Source organism: Ascidiaceihabitans sp. (assembly GCF_039986515.1).
Taxonomy (GTDB): domain Bacteria; phylum Pseudomonadota; class Alphaproteobacteria; order Rhodobacterales; family Rhodobacteraceae; genus Ascidiaceihabitans.
Genome location: NZ_JBDWQO010000015.1, coordinates 321,256 through 336,104, shown reverse-complemented (window position 1 = coordinate 336,104; position 14,849 = coordinate 321,256). Strand labels below are relative to the sequence as shown.

Sequence of the window (14,849 nt, the reverse complement as noted above, 5' to 3'; positions counted from 1 at the left end):
ATGTCTCTAAGCTCTGCCATACCGACGCTCAAAACCTTGGGTGTCGGTGTGGGCGGGGCCTGTCTTGCCCGTCTTTTGCACATGCCATTGCCGGATCTTACAGGGCCCGCCCTTTGCGTCAGCGCGGCAGGCCTTGCAGGGCTGCAATTGGGACTGGACGATAAGGTCCGCAACATCGCATTTGTCATTCTTGGTATGTCCGTTGGTGCGGGAATGACGGCGCAGGCCACGCAAATGCTGGTGCAGCTGCCTTTGGCGTTTGTGGCATTGATGCTGTCGACGATCTTCGGACTTGGTGCTTGTTGGTGGGCCTTGGTGCGTTTTTTCAAGTTCGACGTGCAAAGCGGCCTGCTTGCGGCGTCGCCCGGGCATCTGAGCTTTGTTCTGAGCATTGGCGCACAATACGATCTTGATCTGGCACGGATCACAATTGTGCAATCCATTCGATTGCTTGCCCTAACGTTGATCACCCCTGTGGCTGCTCTTGTTCTTGGGGTGCCTTCGCCCGCGGCCATGGTCGGGGCAGGGGCGTCCATGACGGTGTGGACGATCTTGATCTTGGCTGTATTGGGATATGCCGCCAGCCTGGTTTTGTCGCGGATCAACACGCCAGCCCCTTTGTTGATTGGGGCGATGCTGGTGTCGATGTTGGGCCATGGCAGCGGGGTGACACCGGGCCAAATGCCCTTGTGGCTTGCGGTGCCGGCCTTTGTGGTGCTGGGAACGCTTATCGGGACGCGGTTTGGGGGCGTGAGTGTTAATGCGCTCAGGGCGGCCGCCATTGCTGGGTTGATGGCGACGCTGATCACGACGGCAACGGCGGCTGGATTCGCGGTTCTGACAGCCGCGCTTATGGGCATGGACATCGAGGCACTGCTGATTGCCTTCGCGCCGGGTGGGCTTGAAACCATGGTCGCTATGAGCATCGCGTTAGGCATCGCGCCGGGCTTTGTCGCCGCCTGCCATTTGGCACGTCTTCTGGTCCTTTCAGTGGCGGTGCCTTTGCTGTTTGCCAGAACGCAGAATGGCGTGGGGCGGTGAATTTTTTTTGGAAAAAAATTCCGTTGCGCCAAGGATCGGGGGAGGGGACACGTCCAACCCCTGAGATGCGTAAAAAAACCGATGATATTGGCCTTGCTTTGGCTGCTGCGGGCGGGGATGCAGATGCTTTTTCAGTTTTGCTGACACGGCGGTACGACGGGCTGTTTGCCCTGTGTTTTCGCCTGACCGGATCGAAAGCCGACGCCGAAGACCTGACCCAAGACATTTGTGCGATGCTGCCGTCCAAGCTGCGCAGTTACAAAGGCAACGCAGCCTTTACGACATGGCTTTACCGCATTGCAGTGAATGCCAGCCACGATCACAGGCGCAAACAGGCGACACACACCCGCGCAGCCGTGGGGTGGGGTGGTTGGGAAATGAACCGGCAGGCTGAACTCGCTGAAGGTCAGCAGCAGGCCGATTGGTTGGCTGTGGCGATGTGCCAATTATCGCAAGATTTGCGGGATACGCTTGCGCTTGTGTTGGACGACCTGACGCATGCCGCCGCCGCCGATGTTCTAGGGGTGTCCGAGGGCACAATCAGCTGGCGGATATCGCAAGCCAAGAAACAACTAAGCGCATTGCGCGACATCGAGGATCAGACATGAGCGACGATCTGAACGACATCAAAGCCATGATGCAAGCCGCAACGCCTGACCCCGACGCGGATAAAAAAGCGGCTGATCTGGCTTTGGCACAAAAAAACTTTGCAGCCCTCCAAGGATCGGCTGACGGCACGCGTCTTACTGTTGATCGGCCCACAACGGGCCTTTGGACAGGAGCGAAAAATATGATTGCCAAACTTACCACACCCGCCGGGTTGACGGCCTCGACCGCTTTGATTGCGGTTGCAATGATTGCCGCTTTGCCGATGGATTTTAGCAGCACACGCCCGACAGGGGTTTCCCAAAACGAAGCGCAGTTGGCACCTGAGCCTGCTGTGGCACCGGTATCCAAAGATGTCCCCGAACCCGCTCCCGCGCCGCGTACCGCAGCCAAGCGCGACACCGCAGCACCCGAGCGTTTGATGGCGGCCGATGACAGCCTTGCGAACGGGGCAGCAAACGGGGCTGCCGACATGCAGGTGACAGGTGCTATCGCAGAATCCGCCCCTGCACAGATCATACGCCAACGCGAACCTGTGCTACAGGATCGGGGCAACATCGAAGACTTCGCCAACGCCCCGACAAATCCGGTTCAAGTGACGTCTGAAACCCCGGTTTCGACATTTTCCATCGACGTCGATACCGCAAGCTATGCCGTAGTCCGCAACAGCCTGACCCATGGGCAAATGCCGCCCAAAGACGCTGTGCGGATCGAAGAAATGGTGAACTATTTTCCCTATGCGTACCCGACGCCGGAAGGTCAGCCATTTCAGCCAACGGTATCGGTTGGCCAAACCCCTTGGAACCCGGACACCCAGCTTGTGCATATCGGCATCCAAGGCATGTTGCCTGCGCTGGAAGACCGCCCTCCGCTGAATTTGGTGTTCCTGATCGACACGTCAGGATCGATGAACCAAGCCAACAAACTGCCCCTTCTCAAGCAATCCTTCCGGTTGATGCTTAGCCAATTGCGTCCCGATGACGAAGTGGCGATTGTGGCGTATGCGGGCAGCGCGGGGCAAGTGCTGGCACCGACCAAAGCGGCTGATCGCACGACGATTCTGAATGCGCTGAATGCGTTGCAATCGGGGGGGGGCACGGCAGGACAAGCGGGTTTGCAACAAGCCTATTCGGTCGCGGAGCAAATGACACAGGACGGCGACGTCAGCCGCGTTATTCTGGCCACGGATGGTGATTTTAATGTCGGCCTTAACGATCCTGAGCAGTTGAAAACCTTTATTGCAGACAAGCGTGACAGCGGGACTTACCTAAGCGTTCTGGGCTTTGGACGTGGCAATCTGGACGATGCGACAATGCAGGCCTTGGCACAAAACGGCAACGGAACAGCTGCCTATATCGACACGTTGTCTGAGGCGCAAAAAGTGCTGGTTGATCAATTGTCAGGGGCGCTGTTCCCCATCGCCAACGACGTAAAAATCCAGGTTGAATTCAATCCCGCGACAATTGCCGAATATCGCTTGATCGGATACGAAACCCGCGCTTTGAAGCGTGAGGATTTCAACAACGACAAGGTAGATGCAGGTGATATCGGGGCGGGGCACAGTGTGACGGCCTTGTATGAGGTCACGCCAACGGGATCTGCTGCGGTCTTGAATGACCCGTTGCGCTACGGCGCATCCGAAACCCCACGCACCAGTGATGAACTTGGCTTTTTGCGACTGCGTTATAAGACGCCGGGCGATGCAAACAGCCAGCTTGTTGAGACGGCGATAACGCCGGACCTTGGCCCGTTAAGCGACGCAGGTTTTGCCAGCGCCATCGCAGGCTTTGGACAGCTGTTGCGCGGGTCGGATTATCTGGGGGACTGGGGGTATGCCGACGCAATTGCTTTGGCAACCCAGACCAAGGGTGATGATCCCTTCGGTTACCGCGCAGAGGCAATCCAACTTATGCGTTTGGCGCAAAGCCTCAGCGAATAGGCCTGGGGTCAGGGCCCTAGTTTGCAGCGAGCAGAGTAAAGCTCATCGGCATCTGCGCGGCGCGGTCTGCGTAGATGTCGAAATCCACTTCGCGGTTGGAATGGGGGTGCTCTGTAAGGTTTTCGATGCAAAGCCCCGCCGCGATGCATCCGTTCAGAATTGCGCCCATTGTGTGGGAAAACCAGTATCCTGTAGGCGCGTCGCCCCCGTCACTGCCATCATAGGTGATGCCCCCTTCGTGAATGTCGGGCGCGGTTTCAAAGTAGTTGTGAACAGGTTCAAACGGGGTTGGACCGCCCGGTTCAAACATCTCCAGCATGGGGTGTGTTTCATAGATCACCAGCTTTGCGCCGGGTGCCATCAACCCTGCAATAACCAGGAAAAACGCAGGCAGGTCGGGCATCCAGTTCAACACGCCGATGGTGATCAGAACCAAATCAAACTGGCCGAGATCATCGGGCAGATCGTAGATGTTGGCCTCTAGCAATCGGGGCGTTAGCCCTGCGGCCTGCGCCAGCTGTGTGCCTTGCGCCAGAAATGCGGCCGATTGATCTATGCCGAGGGCGGGCACCGCACCAAAGGACGCCAAAGATAGCAATTCGCGGGCATTGTTGCACCCCACTTGCACGGCGCGCTTCCCCTTTAGGTCCAAGTGTTCAAGGGTCTGCGTGATGCAATCGTCAAACACTGAAAACGCAGGTTGGGCGGCTTGGGCCAGCAGTGTTTCCCATGCTGGACCGGTGCCGTGCAAATGGGCAGAGGCGTCCCATGTTTGCTTGTTTGCGGCTGCATAGGCTGCCGTATCACTGCGGTCTGTTGTCATGTGATAAACACCCCCTTTTGAAGAACGCTACTGCAAATGCAGGTGGACGCCAACTGCGGCGCCGCAAACGCGATGCAAACAAGGGGCGCATGCAAAAAGGCCCAAGGTGTCCCCCGGGCCTTGCACCTGTTTGCTGTGCGCGATTGGCGTGTTCAGTTCACGGCTTTCGCGTCGACGACATCTGTTTCCACCGCTTTTTGCGATGAGATTTCGATGCGACGCGGTTTCAGTGCCTCGGGCACTTCGCGTGCAAGATCGATATGCAGCATGCCGTCTGCATGGCTTGCACCTGTCACCCGCACGTGATCAGCCAAATGGAACCGGCGTTCAAAGGCGCGGGTTGCGATGCCGCGATGCAGGTACTTGCGCACGCCTTCGTCTTCGACCTTTTTGGCTGTGACGATCAGGGCATTTTCGCGGACTTCGACGTTCAGTTCAGCGTCGGAAAAACCGGCGACTGCGATGGAAATGCGATATGCATCGTCATCTGTTTTTTCGATGTTGTAAGGGGGGTAGCTGTTTTGCGTGGGCTCACTGCTCATCACGCGATCCATCAAATCGGCGATCTGATCAAAGCCGACAGTGGCACGGTGCAGCGGTGCAAAATCAAGTGTTCGCATAGGTATAATCCTCAGTTCAAGAGCGATTTATTGGTCAGGTTCTCCGACATCGGACGAACCCAGATTAGTACCGGAACCCAACATTAGGCATTCCAGTACTGAGAATTTGGGCATGATTTTTGACGGTTCAAGACCCAAACGGCGAAATTACGGTTTGACGAATTTTGCGCCGATGCTTTTGCGCGATTTGCCGTTCAGGGCCGTGCCGCTTGAGCCGACGCGCAAGCGCTTGATGCGGGCGGCCGGCGCAGGGGCGATGGCCAACCGTCCGGATCGCAACTGCTGCTTTAGGTCCGGCACAACGGCTTGAACATCCACACCCAATGCCACCTTACGCCCATCCCAAACGGACATGGCTGACACCACAGCCATAATCTTGGCGCGTCCGTTCATTTGCGTGAACACAGGTGCGCCTGACGATCCATAGGTGACATCGCAATCAAAAACCAAGACCGCGCCTTGGCGTTCTTTCATCTGGCATTCGTTTTGTCGCGATTGGGCTTCGGATCGGTTGCGGCCGTAAGACACAATGCTGACAGGGCCACGGACCACACGATCTTGATGCAATGCAAAAGGGTTCAATTGATAGACTTGCACAGGTTTTTCCAGCCGCAACAAAGCTGCGTCGTGCGATATATTGGCATAGCTGGACGCCGCGCGTGGATTGAATTTGGGGTGGGCCGCAACCTTGGCCACGCGCACATGGGCCGCAGCCTTTCCGTCGCGCAACCCGGCCCTGAAGGTCATGTTTTCGGGTGCATGGGCCTGTCCTGTGTCCATGTTGTAGACGCAATGGGCGGCTGTCACGACAAGATCATCTTCGATCAAAGTGGCAGAACAGAACCCGCCACCCGCAATGTCCAAACGCCCAACAGCCTGCCAGGCTTGCGCGTTCAGTTCGCTGTCCAGTTTGCGCAACTTCGTGGTTTGTGCGCAGGCACCCGTTGCGGCGATGACCAAGGCCGCGATCCATCCAGTCAAGCGCATCATGGTTTGATAAACTTTGCGCCAGTGTCGTGGCGCACGCCGCCAACACGTACACGCCCTGCGTCCGCGGTGGCGATCATTTCGGCTTGTAACCGTGCCAATGGGGCACCCAAAGCTGTGCCCAAAGACACTTTGTCACCTTTGACTTCTGCTTTGGCGGAAACGACGGACACGATATGCGCAGCACCATTTTCAAAGGTGAAAATTGGGGCTCCGGAAGACCCGAAATCAACAGAACATGACGTCACAAGAACACCTTCCTGTCGGGCCAGAACGGTGCAGACCTCTTGCAATGACGGCACTTCTGCACGGTCTTTAGCATAGCTGACGACGCCAACCTTATCACCCTTGCGGGGGCGCGCAGCGGTGCCAAACGGGACAATCTTTGAATTTCGAATGGGGCGGGCCAATTGCAAAAGGGCCAGATCATTGCGCACACGTTCGGATGATACATCGCCTTCAAACGCATACTCGGGATGCACAACGGCCCGCCGCACATCGCGGTACGCCGACGCGCGACCATTGCGCCATCCTGCTAGGAATTTGATGGTTTGCGGATCGATAGGGGCCCCTGACGCTTTGTCAAACAAGCAGTGGCCTGCCGTCAGAACAAGGTCCGGCGCAATCAATGCGCCAGTGCAAAACCCTGTGCCACCAATGTCCAATCGCCCGACAGCTTCCCAGGTTTTGCCTGCATCGGATGTATCGAGACGGCGCAGCCGTGCATCCTGTGCGAAAGCCGCAGAGGTGATCACCAGAACCATGATGGAAAGAGACATCCAGCGCCGCAAAACCGCTATCCTTTGTTCGTGCTGGCACTGGCTAGCGTCAACTTAAGGCGAAATTAGGGCAAAGTGGTCGGGAACGGCGTGAATAAAGTAAAAAGCGAGGTCACGTCAGGCCACGCTTGGCACTATCTGAGCATCGGAATCTCTGGCGCTGCATTTGGGCCACGGTCCAGACCTGCCGGACGCGGCCCTCCTGTCGCCCAATCCAGCAATTCAACGGTATGCACCACGGGCACGCCCGCTGCCGACCCGATCTGCATCATGCAACCAATGTTGCCGGCAGCGATCACATCGGGGTTCTTGGCTTCAAGCGTGCGCACTTTGCGTTCTTTCAACTGCTTGGAAATCTCGGGCTGCATCAGGTTATAGGTGCCAGCCGACCCGCAACACAGATGCGGATCAGAGGGTTCGACGATGGTGAACCCTGCCTTTTTCAGCAGCGTCTTCGGGTGGGTTTTGATCTGTTGACCGTGTTGCAAGGAACAGGCCGAATGATAGGCCACAACCATGTCCTTATCGGCGCCTGCCTCGATGTCTAAATCCATCAAGACCTCGGACACATCCTTGGCGATGCCCGCAACCCGCGCGGCATCTGCGGCCAAAGGATCATTGCGGAACATGTGGCCGTAGTCCTTGACCGTCGTACCACAGCCCGATGTGTTGATGACGATGGCGTCCAAGCCGCCGTTGTCCATCTCGGACGCCCATGCCTTGATATTTTTGGCGGCTGTCGCGTGGCTTTGGCTGGCTTTGCCCATGTGATGGGTCAGCGCACCACAGCATCCTGCACCCTCGGCCACCACAACCTCGCACCCCATGCGGGTCAGCAAGCGGATGGTGGCGTCGTTGATGTCGGTGTTCAGCGCCTTTTGGGCACAGCCCGTCATCAGGGCGACCCGCTTTTTACGTGGGGCCTGCGCCACAAAGGTCTGCGGATCGTCGTTGCGCGACACGGGCGGGATGTGTTTCGGGGCCATTTCCAGCATGGCTTTCAAACGCGGGTCGGGCATAAACCGGGCAAAAGGGCGCCCGATCTTTGCCCCCAGCAATGCCACGCGAAAGCGCATCGGATAGGGCAGGATTTGGGCCAGTATCCAACGCAAAACGCGGTCACTTAAGGGGCGTTTGTAGTTGTCCTCAATGTACTCTCGCGCATGATCGACCAGATGCATGTAATGCACGCCTGAGGGGCAGGTGGACATGCAGGCCAAACAGCTGAGGCAACGGTCGATGTGTTTGACGGTTTTCTCATCCGGCACACGCTCGTTTTCCAGCATGTCTTTGATCAGGTAGATGCGGCCGCGCGGGCTGTCCAGCTCGTCGCCCAAAACCTGATATGTGGGGCAGGTTGCCGTGCAAAATCCGCAATGCACACAGGTGCGCAAAATCTTGTTGGAATGTTCAATCGCAGGGTCTTTCAACTGCTCTGGTGTAAACATCGTTTGCATGAATATGCGTCCTTAGCCTGTCATAAAATGGGCTGATGCCAGCCCAAACCACGGCACAGCAGTGCCAAAAGCGCCCAAAACAGCGGTCCAGTTGCGCATTCGCACACTTGGATCCGCCATGCGCAGGCGCTGCACGCCAAGCGCCAAAATTCCCACCCACGCAATCCAGATCAAACCGACGGTGATCCAGGTCAAAGACGGATCGCTGCCCCAGCGTCCCAAAAAGCCAAAGCGCAAAGCAAGGCTGACCAGCAAGGTGCTAAACGAGATGCCCGCCAACAGGCGAAATTGCGCCAACGACGGTGCAGGGCGCACCAACCGAAAGAAAATCAACGGGCCCGCGACGAAAACCATCAGAAATATGACGACAAGAGAGTTCACGCGGCCATCAAGCCCGGATTCAAGATGCCTTTGGGGTCAAAGCGTTGACGCAACCCTTTGGTCAACATCGCAACGCCAGCCCCTTCGGGATGAAAACGCGGAAATCCGGACCCGCGCACCAAGGTCACATGGCCCTTAAAGCCACGCAGACGGGTCCGCAGGTCTGTGCCTGGCGCCATGCGCAACCAAACAAGGCCACCAGCCCAATCCATAGTCGCCTGTTCTGCCCCCGCAGCGGCGATAACTTGTGCGCCATCAGAAGGTGCGACTGAAACACGCCAAATGTCACCGTCTTTTTGATGAAAGCAGACTTGGGCATTTACGTCTTGCCAGATTGCGGAACTGTCTGTGGTGGCGCAGGTGATGTCAGCCCCAAACTGCGCCAGCTGTTTTGTCAATTGCGCGACACGGTATGTCACGGACGCTTCAAACCCCTCTACTCGGATCAAAGTGACCGGGGCTGCGGGGTCTTCGGAATGGGCTGCACCCGACACATCGTAAGGAGAGCCCAACGCCGATGCCATCGCTTCAACGGCCATTGCATTGCTGAGGCCGTGGATCATAACGGTGGCCTCGGTTTCAGGGGCCGGCAGGACCTTCAAGGCAACTTCTGTCAGAACACCCAAAGTGCCCCAACTGCCTGACATCAACTTGACCAGATCATAACCGGTCACGTTTTTCATCACCCGTCCACCGTTCTTCACGATTTGCCCCATGCCATCCACATAACGCACACCCAAGGCAAAATCGCGGGCAGCACCCACTTGGATACGGCGTGCGCCAGAATTGTTGGTGGCAATAACGCCGCCAATCGTGGGGGTGCCCATGACGCCGGTCAGGCCGCGGTAGTCAATCGGTTCAAAAGGCAGGCGCTGGTTTTCAGCGGCCAATGCGGTTTCGACGTCGGTAACGGGTGTTCCCGCCTTCACAACAATGGTGAGCGCGCCGGGTTCATACAGCTCGATGCCACTCATGCTGGCAGTGCTTAATGCCACACCTTCCCCTTCAAGCCCGCGGGTGCCACCGCCTTGCACCCAAATGGGGGCATCGGCAGAGGCCACATAAGCGGCCAGTTCATCTTCGGTCTTTGGTGTCATCATTGTCTTTTTCCCAAAAAATCCCGGAGGAGGTGCACAGCAGCGGGGGCAGCGCCCCCTTCAGTGCCGCTATCAAAGGTCACTCGGCTGCAATCTGCAGTGCTCTGCGGTCTTCCGTGACATTCAAAGGAAACACCTTGGCGGCGTTCAGCAACCACTGCGGGTCAAAGACGTCTTTGATCGCCATTTGGGCTTCCAAATCGGCAGGGGCATACTGATAGCCCATCAAGTCGCGCTTTTCGATGCCGACGCCGTGTTCACCCGTCAGGCATCCCCCTGCATCGACGCAAAGTTTCAAAATCTCAGCACCCATCTGTTCACACAGCTCAAGGTCGCCTTCTTTGTTGGCGTCGAACAATATCAGGGGATGCATATTGCCGTCGCCGGCGTGAAAGACGTTGCCGACTTGCAAGCCGAATGCGTCGGACAACTCGCCGATGCGACGCAAAACCATCGGCAAAGATGACACCGGGATTGTGCCGTCCAGACACATGTAATCACTGATTTGTCCAATGGCGCCAAAGGCTGATTTGCGGCCAAGCCAGATTTTGGCGCTTTCTTCGGGGGATTTGCTTTCACGCACTTCCACAGGATCATGACGGTTCGCAATATCGACAATAAGGGCCAACTGGTGGTCGATTTCTTGTTCTGACCCTTCGACTTCGATAATCAGCAAAGCGTTGCAATCAGGATAACCGGCTTGGGCAAAGTTTTCGGTGGTCTCGATGCACAAGCGGTCCATGAATTCGATGGCCACGGGCAAGACACCGGCTTTGATGATGTCCGAGACACATGCGCCTGCGACTTCGTTGTCGTTGAACCCGACCAACACAGGGCGCGCCCCTTCGGGCTTGTGCAAGATGCGCAAGGTGGCTTCGGTCACAACGCCCAACTGGCCTTCGGAACCGCAGACAAGGCCCAGCAAATCCAGACCGGCGGCGTCCAGATGCGCCCCTCCGATTTCCGTCACTGTGCCATCCATCAAAACCATGGTGACACCCATCAGGTTGTTTGTGGTGACGCCATATTTCAAGCAATGTGCACCGCCAGAATTCATCGCGATGTTGCCTGCAATGGCGCAGGCCAATTGGCTGGAAGGATCAGGGGCGTAAAAGAACCCGTCCTCTTCGACAGCGCCGGTCACGGACAAATTGGTGCGGCCTGTTTGCACGCGCACGTACCGGTCCGCATAGTTGGTTTCCAGGACATCGTTCATACGTGCCACCCCCAGAATAACGCAGTCTGCGGTGGGCAGGGCACCGCCAGCCAAAGACGTGCCTGATCCACGGGGGACCACGGGGACGCCTTCCTCATGACAAATGCGCAATATATCGGACACCTCTTGTGTGGTTGTGGGCAACACAGCGGCCATAGGCGGGCAGCGATATGCCGTCAGGGCGTCACATTCGTAGGCGCGGGTTTCCATAGGATCGTGGATGACCGCATCTTGGGGCAGCACGGATTGCAAACGCTCCACCACACGGGCTTTGCGGGACAATACAGATGCGGACGGAATTGGCATTTCCATGTGGGAATCCTCCAGTTGGTAAAATAATATTACCAATTTTGCGGGATGGCAAGTTTTAAGACGGCGCTGTACACCGCAACCATGACCTGGATTGATCGTATCGCCTTTTTCTCGACATTGGACGTCATCGCTGTCGGATTTCTTTTCAGCGCATGGTTTTTTATCGGAGTGTGGATCGACAATCCGACCAAAGCCACCCCGTCCGTTAGCACACTTATGGCCGGATACAGACGCGAATGGATGCGGCAGATGGTGACACGCGATCCGCGCATCTTTGACGCGCAGATCCTTGCCAGTCTGCGCCAAGGCACTGCCTTTTTCGCGTCGACCTCGATGCTTGCTATTGGCGGGACCCTGGCTTTGATCGGCAACGGGGAACGCGTCAGCGGGCTTGCACGCGAATTGATCCTTGTGTCCGATCCTGCGTTTGTCTGGGAAATCAAACTGTTGGTGATTGTGTTCTTTCTAAGCAACGCCTTCCTAAAGTTTGTCTGGTCGAACCGGCTGTTTGGCTACACGGCTGTTTTGGTGGCGTCGGTGCCCAATGATGCAGAAGATTCCCGGGCCATGCCACGCGCGATGCAAGCCGCCGAGATCAGCATAACAGCCGCACGGGGGTTCAACCGTGGCCTCCGCGCCGTCTATTTTGGGATGGCGACAGTGGCTTGGCTGGCGGGCCCGATCACTTTGATTGTGGCCACAACATTCACGTTGGGGGTCATCTACCGCCGTGAATTCGCATCGGCCTCTCGAAAAATTCTGTTGAACACACAAGCGTGACTTTGTCGGGCACTCAATTCTGTTAGGAATATACCATGAAATACATCCTTGCCGTTCTGGCCCTGACCACAGCCGCTGCAGCAGAGCCGCCAAAAATCACCAAAGTGACAGCCATCGAACTGGGCGGCACGTGGCGGTTTGACGTGACAGTCGCGCATCCCGACACTGGATGGGACCATTATGCGGACGGGTGGCGCGTTCTGGACATGAACGGCAAAGAACTGGGTATGCGGGTTTTGGGCCACCCCCACGTCAATGAACAACCCTTCACCAGATCATTGTCGGGGGTGGCTGTTCCCGAAGGGGCAAAGCAGGTGCAAATTCAGGCTCGTGATTTACCCGGCGGATGGAATAAAACCACCACGATCGTGGACCTCAACTAAACGACTAGGCTCAGGACCCATAAATCTTAATGGGTCCTGAGCCTAAGTAGCGCTTATTCGCCGTAGGGTATCCAGATATTTTTGACTTCTGTTGCAGCCTCCAAAAAGGCTTTTCCGGCACCGGCAGAGCCAAACCAATCGCGACCCATGCCGTGATTGACCCACGTCCGTTTCAGGTTGGTTGCAGCACCTGTTTCTATTTCTGTGGACAGATCAGAACCGGAAAATGACCACACGGCATCAACACCCATATGGGTGGCCAATGCCCCGGCCATATCGCCGTGTGGACCTGTCAGAATGTTCACGACACCCGCAGGCACATCGGATGTGTCCAGCAATTGGTAAAAGTCTGTCGCAGTCAGGGGATAGGGTTCTGACGCTGCCAAGATCACGCGGTTGCCCATCGCAATCGCCGGCGCCATGCACGACACCAGCCCCAACAAGGGCGGCGCGTCGGGGCAAAGTGCTCCTATAATGCCTACAGGTTCTTTCATTGCCAAAGCGACGCCCCGAATAGGGACGCCATGCGCTTGCCCGTCAAATTTATCTGCCCAAGCGGCATAGGTGAACAGGCACGAAATCGCTGCATCGACTTCCTTGGTGCCGCCTTTGCCACCTTGTGCGGCATTTAAGGCGTCGGCAAAACCGTCGCGCCGCGCAGATAGGTTTTCGGCCAGATAATACAGGATTTGGGCGCGTAAATGTCCCGTGGTTTTTGCCCAACCCTTGGCCGCGATGGCCGCTTCGACTGCATTGCGCACGTCCTTGCGGTTGGCTTGCGGGACATGTCCGGTCAGGGTGCCATTCTTGGCGCAGCTGGGGGCAGAGTATCCGCTGTCGGGACGCGTTTGTTTGCCGCCAATATACAGCTTGGCCGTGCGGTCCAGACCTTCGGGGCCGCCCTTGCCTGTGTTCGGGGATACGGGCTTGAGCGGTTTTTGGAGGGACACGTCTTTTGTGTAGGCTCCCAAGCCCTCCCAACCGCCTTCGCGGCCAAATCCGCTGTCGCGCACACCGCCGAACCCGGCGGCCGCGTCAAACATATTGGTGCCATTCACCCACACCACGCCCGCGGCCAGTTTCGGGGCCACGTCCAATGCCAGATTGATATTTTCCGACCAAACAGAGGCCGCAAGACCGTAACGTGTGTTATTGGCGACCTCGACAGCTTCGGCGGGGGTGCGGAAGGTTGTGGCGACCAGAACCGGACCAAAAATTTCCTCCTGCATGAGGGTGTCTGCGGGATGTAGGCCCGTGATCAACGTGGGCGGAAAGAAACACCCGTCGGTGGGCATATCAACGGCGGCCTGATGCATGTGACCGGCAGAGTTGGCGTCGACCATCGCGGTTATGGCGTCCAGCTGCACCGGATCAACAATGGCGCCAACGTCGATGGATTTGTCCAAAGGGTTGCCGATACGCAGCTTGTCCATGCGGGTGCGCAGTTTGGTGTAGAAGGCGTCAGCCACGGGCTCTTGCACCAAAAGGCGTGACCCCGCGCAACACACTTGGCCCTGATTGAACCAAATCGCGTCCACCAGACCTTCGACGGCGGAATCAAGATCGGCGTCATCAAAGACGATGTAAGGGGATTTGCCGCCCAACTCCAATGTCAGGGATTTTCCGGTGCCTGCAGTGGCCTGACGGATGCGGCGGCCCACGGCGGTTGATCCTGTGAATGCGATCTTGTCGACGTCTGCGTTGACGATCATTTCGCCGACGGCGCCGTCGCCGGTCACGATGTTTACGACACCTTTAGGCACACCAGCTTGGATGCAAATATCGGCAAACAACAGCGCGGTCAGTGATGTGTATTCCGCAGGCTTCAAAACCACGGTGTTGCCCATTGCCAAAGCGGGGGCGATTTTCCAAGCCAGCATCAAAAGCGGAAAGTTCCAAGGCACAATCTGGCCGCAAACGCCCAAAGCTGCGCGATCCGGCAATTCGCTATCCATCAATTGGGCCATGCCCGCGTGGTAATAGAAGTGGCGCTGGGCCAAAGGCACGTCGATGTCGCGGCTTTCGCGGATCGGCTTGCCATTGTCCAGCGTTTCAAGAACAGCAAACAAGCGGCTGTGTTTTTGCAAAAGGCGGGCGATGGCATACAGGACACGTGCGCGGCCATGGCCGCCCAAAGCGGCCCATTTGGGCTGGGCTTTTCGGGCCGCCGCCACGGCGCGTGTGACGTCTGCGTCGGTTGCTTGGGTCAGGGTTGCAAGCACGTCGTCCGTGGCCGGGTTTTTGCTGTCGAACCCTGCGCCGGGATCTGTGAACGCGCCATCAATGAAATGACCGAATTGTCCGCCCTGATCTACGATCCAAGCCAAAGCTTCAGAAGCGTTTTCAGGGGCAGTGCCGTAATCCATGGTTTCAAAAATCTCTTTGACGCTCATTTTCTTAGGTCTTTCGTGTGGTTGGCTGGCGGTTT

General features: G+C 57.1%; 14 protein-coding genes. 5 read left to right on the top strand and 9 right to left on the bottom strand.

The genetic code is table 11. The annotated features are described in order from the left end of the window. From ABJL60_RS16240 to ABJL60_RS16230, 3 genes are all read left to right on the top strand, one after another. A complete protein-coding gene (locus ABJL60_RS16240; RefSeq protein WP_348374622.1) occupies positions 1–1,041 on the top strand; it encodes an AbrB family transcriptional regulator in 1,041 nt (346 codons plus the stop codon). Positions 1,042–1,106: 65 nt separating this feature from the next. Further along, on the top strand, positions 1,107–1,649 hold the full coding sequence (locus ABJL60_RS16235; RefSeq protein WP_348374621.1) for an RNA polymerase sigma factor: 543 nt from the start codon (positions 1,107–1,109) through the stop codon (positions 1,647–1,649). Continuing rightward, a complete protein-coding gene (locus ABJL60_RS16230) occupies positions 1,646–3,586 on the top strand; it encodes a VWA domain-containing protein (RefSeq protein ID WP_348374620.1) in 1,941 nt (646 codons plus the stop codon). The genes ABJL60_RS16235 and ABJL60_RS16230 overlap by 4 nt, the downstream gene beginning before the upstream one ends. Positions 3,587–3,602: 16 nt before the next feature. On the opposite strand, the gene ABJL60_RS16225 is transcribed toward ABJL60_RS16230, so the two are convergent. The 8 genes from ABJL60_RS16225 to ABJL60_RS16190 form a co-directional block, all read right to left on the bottom strand. Further along, a complete protein-coding gene (locus tag ABJL60_RS16225) occupies positions 3,603–4,409 on the bottom strand; it encodes a class I SAM-dependent methyltransferase (RefSeq protein WP_348374619.1) in 807 nt (268 codons plus the stop codon). A 152-nt stretch (positions 4,410–4,561) separates the two neighbouring features. Beyond that, complete coding sequence (locus ABJL60_RS16220; RefSeq protein ID WP_348290898.1) at positions 4,562–5,029, bottom strand: Hsp20 family protein; 468 nt, start codon at positions 5,027–5,029, stop codon at positions 4,562–4,564. 147 nt (positions 5,030–5,176) lie between these two features. Next, positions 5,177–6,019: a trypsin-like serine protease gene (locus tag ABJL60_RS16215; protein ID WP_348374618.1), complete on the bottom strand. Its 843-nt coding sequence runs from the start codon at positions 6,017–6,019 to the stop codon at positions 5,177–5,179. Then, a complete protein-coding gene (locus ABJL60_RS16210; RefSeq protein ID WP_348290894.1) occupies positions 6,016–6,795 on the bottom strand; it encodes a trypsin-like serine protease in 780 nt (259 codons plus the stop codon). The genes ABJL60_RS16215 and ABJL60_RS16210 overlap by 4 nt, the downstream gene beginning before the upstream one ends. A 134-nt stretch (positions 6,796–6,929) precedes the next feature. Continuing rightward, positions 6,930–8,252 (bottom strand): glycolate oxidase subunit GlcF, encoded by a 1,323-nt coding sequence (glcF, locus tag ABJL60_RS16205; protein ID WP_348374617.1) that lies wholly within the window; start codon positions 8,250–8,252, stop codon positions 6,930–6,932. 12 nt (positions 8,253–8,264) lie between these two features. Further along, positions 8,265–8,633 (bottom strand): hypothetical protein, encoded by a 369-nt coding sequence (locus tag ABJL60_RS16200; protein ID WP_348290890.1) that lies wholly within the window; start codon positions 8,631–8,633, stop codon positions 8,265–8,267. Beyond that, on the bottom strand, positions 8,630–9,730 hold the full coding sequence (locus ABJL60_RS16195; protein ID WP_348374648.1) for an FAD-binding protein: 1,101 nt from the start codon (positions 9,728–9,730) through the stop codon (positions 8,630–8,632). The genes ABJL60_RS16200 and ABJL60_RS16195 overlap by 4 nt, the downstream gene beginning before the upstream one ends. Positions 9,731–9,809: 79 nt before the next feature. Next, positions 9,810–11,258 (bottom strand): FAD-linked oxidase C-terminal domain-containing protein, encoded by a 1,449-nt coding sequence (locus ABJL60_RS16190; protein ID WP_348290889.1) that lies wholly within the window; start codon positions 11,256–11,258, stop codon positions 9,810–9,812. Between the two features lie 81 nt (positions 11,259–11,339). Here ABJL60_RS16190 and ABJL60_RS16185 point away from each other — a divergent pair, with 81 nt between their 5' ends. Next, positions 11,340–12,038, top strand: a complete 699-nt coding sequence (locus ABJL60_RS16185; RefSeq protein WP_348374616.1) for a DUF599 domain-containing protein — start codon at positions 11,340–11,342, stop codon at positions 12,036–12,038. Between the two features lie 35 nt (positions 12,039–12,073). Next, positions 12,074–12,421 carry a hypothetical protein gene (locus ABJL60_RS16180; RefSeq protein WP_348290885.1) on the top strand — a complete coding sequence of 116 codons (348 nt, stop codon included), beginning with the start codon at positions 12,074–12,076 and terminating at the stop codon, positions 12,419–12,421. A 53-nt stretch (positions 12,422–12,474) separates the two neighbouring features. Here the strand turns inward: ABJL60_RS16180 and ABJL60_RS16175 are convergent, their stop codons facing one another. Beyond that, entirely contained in the window at positions 12,475–14,814 is a 2,340-nt protein-coding gene (locus ABJL60_RS16175; protein WP_348374615.1) for an aldehyde dehydrogenase family protein, read from the bottom strand. Positions 14,815–14,849 lie beyond the last annotated feature (35 nt).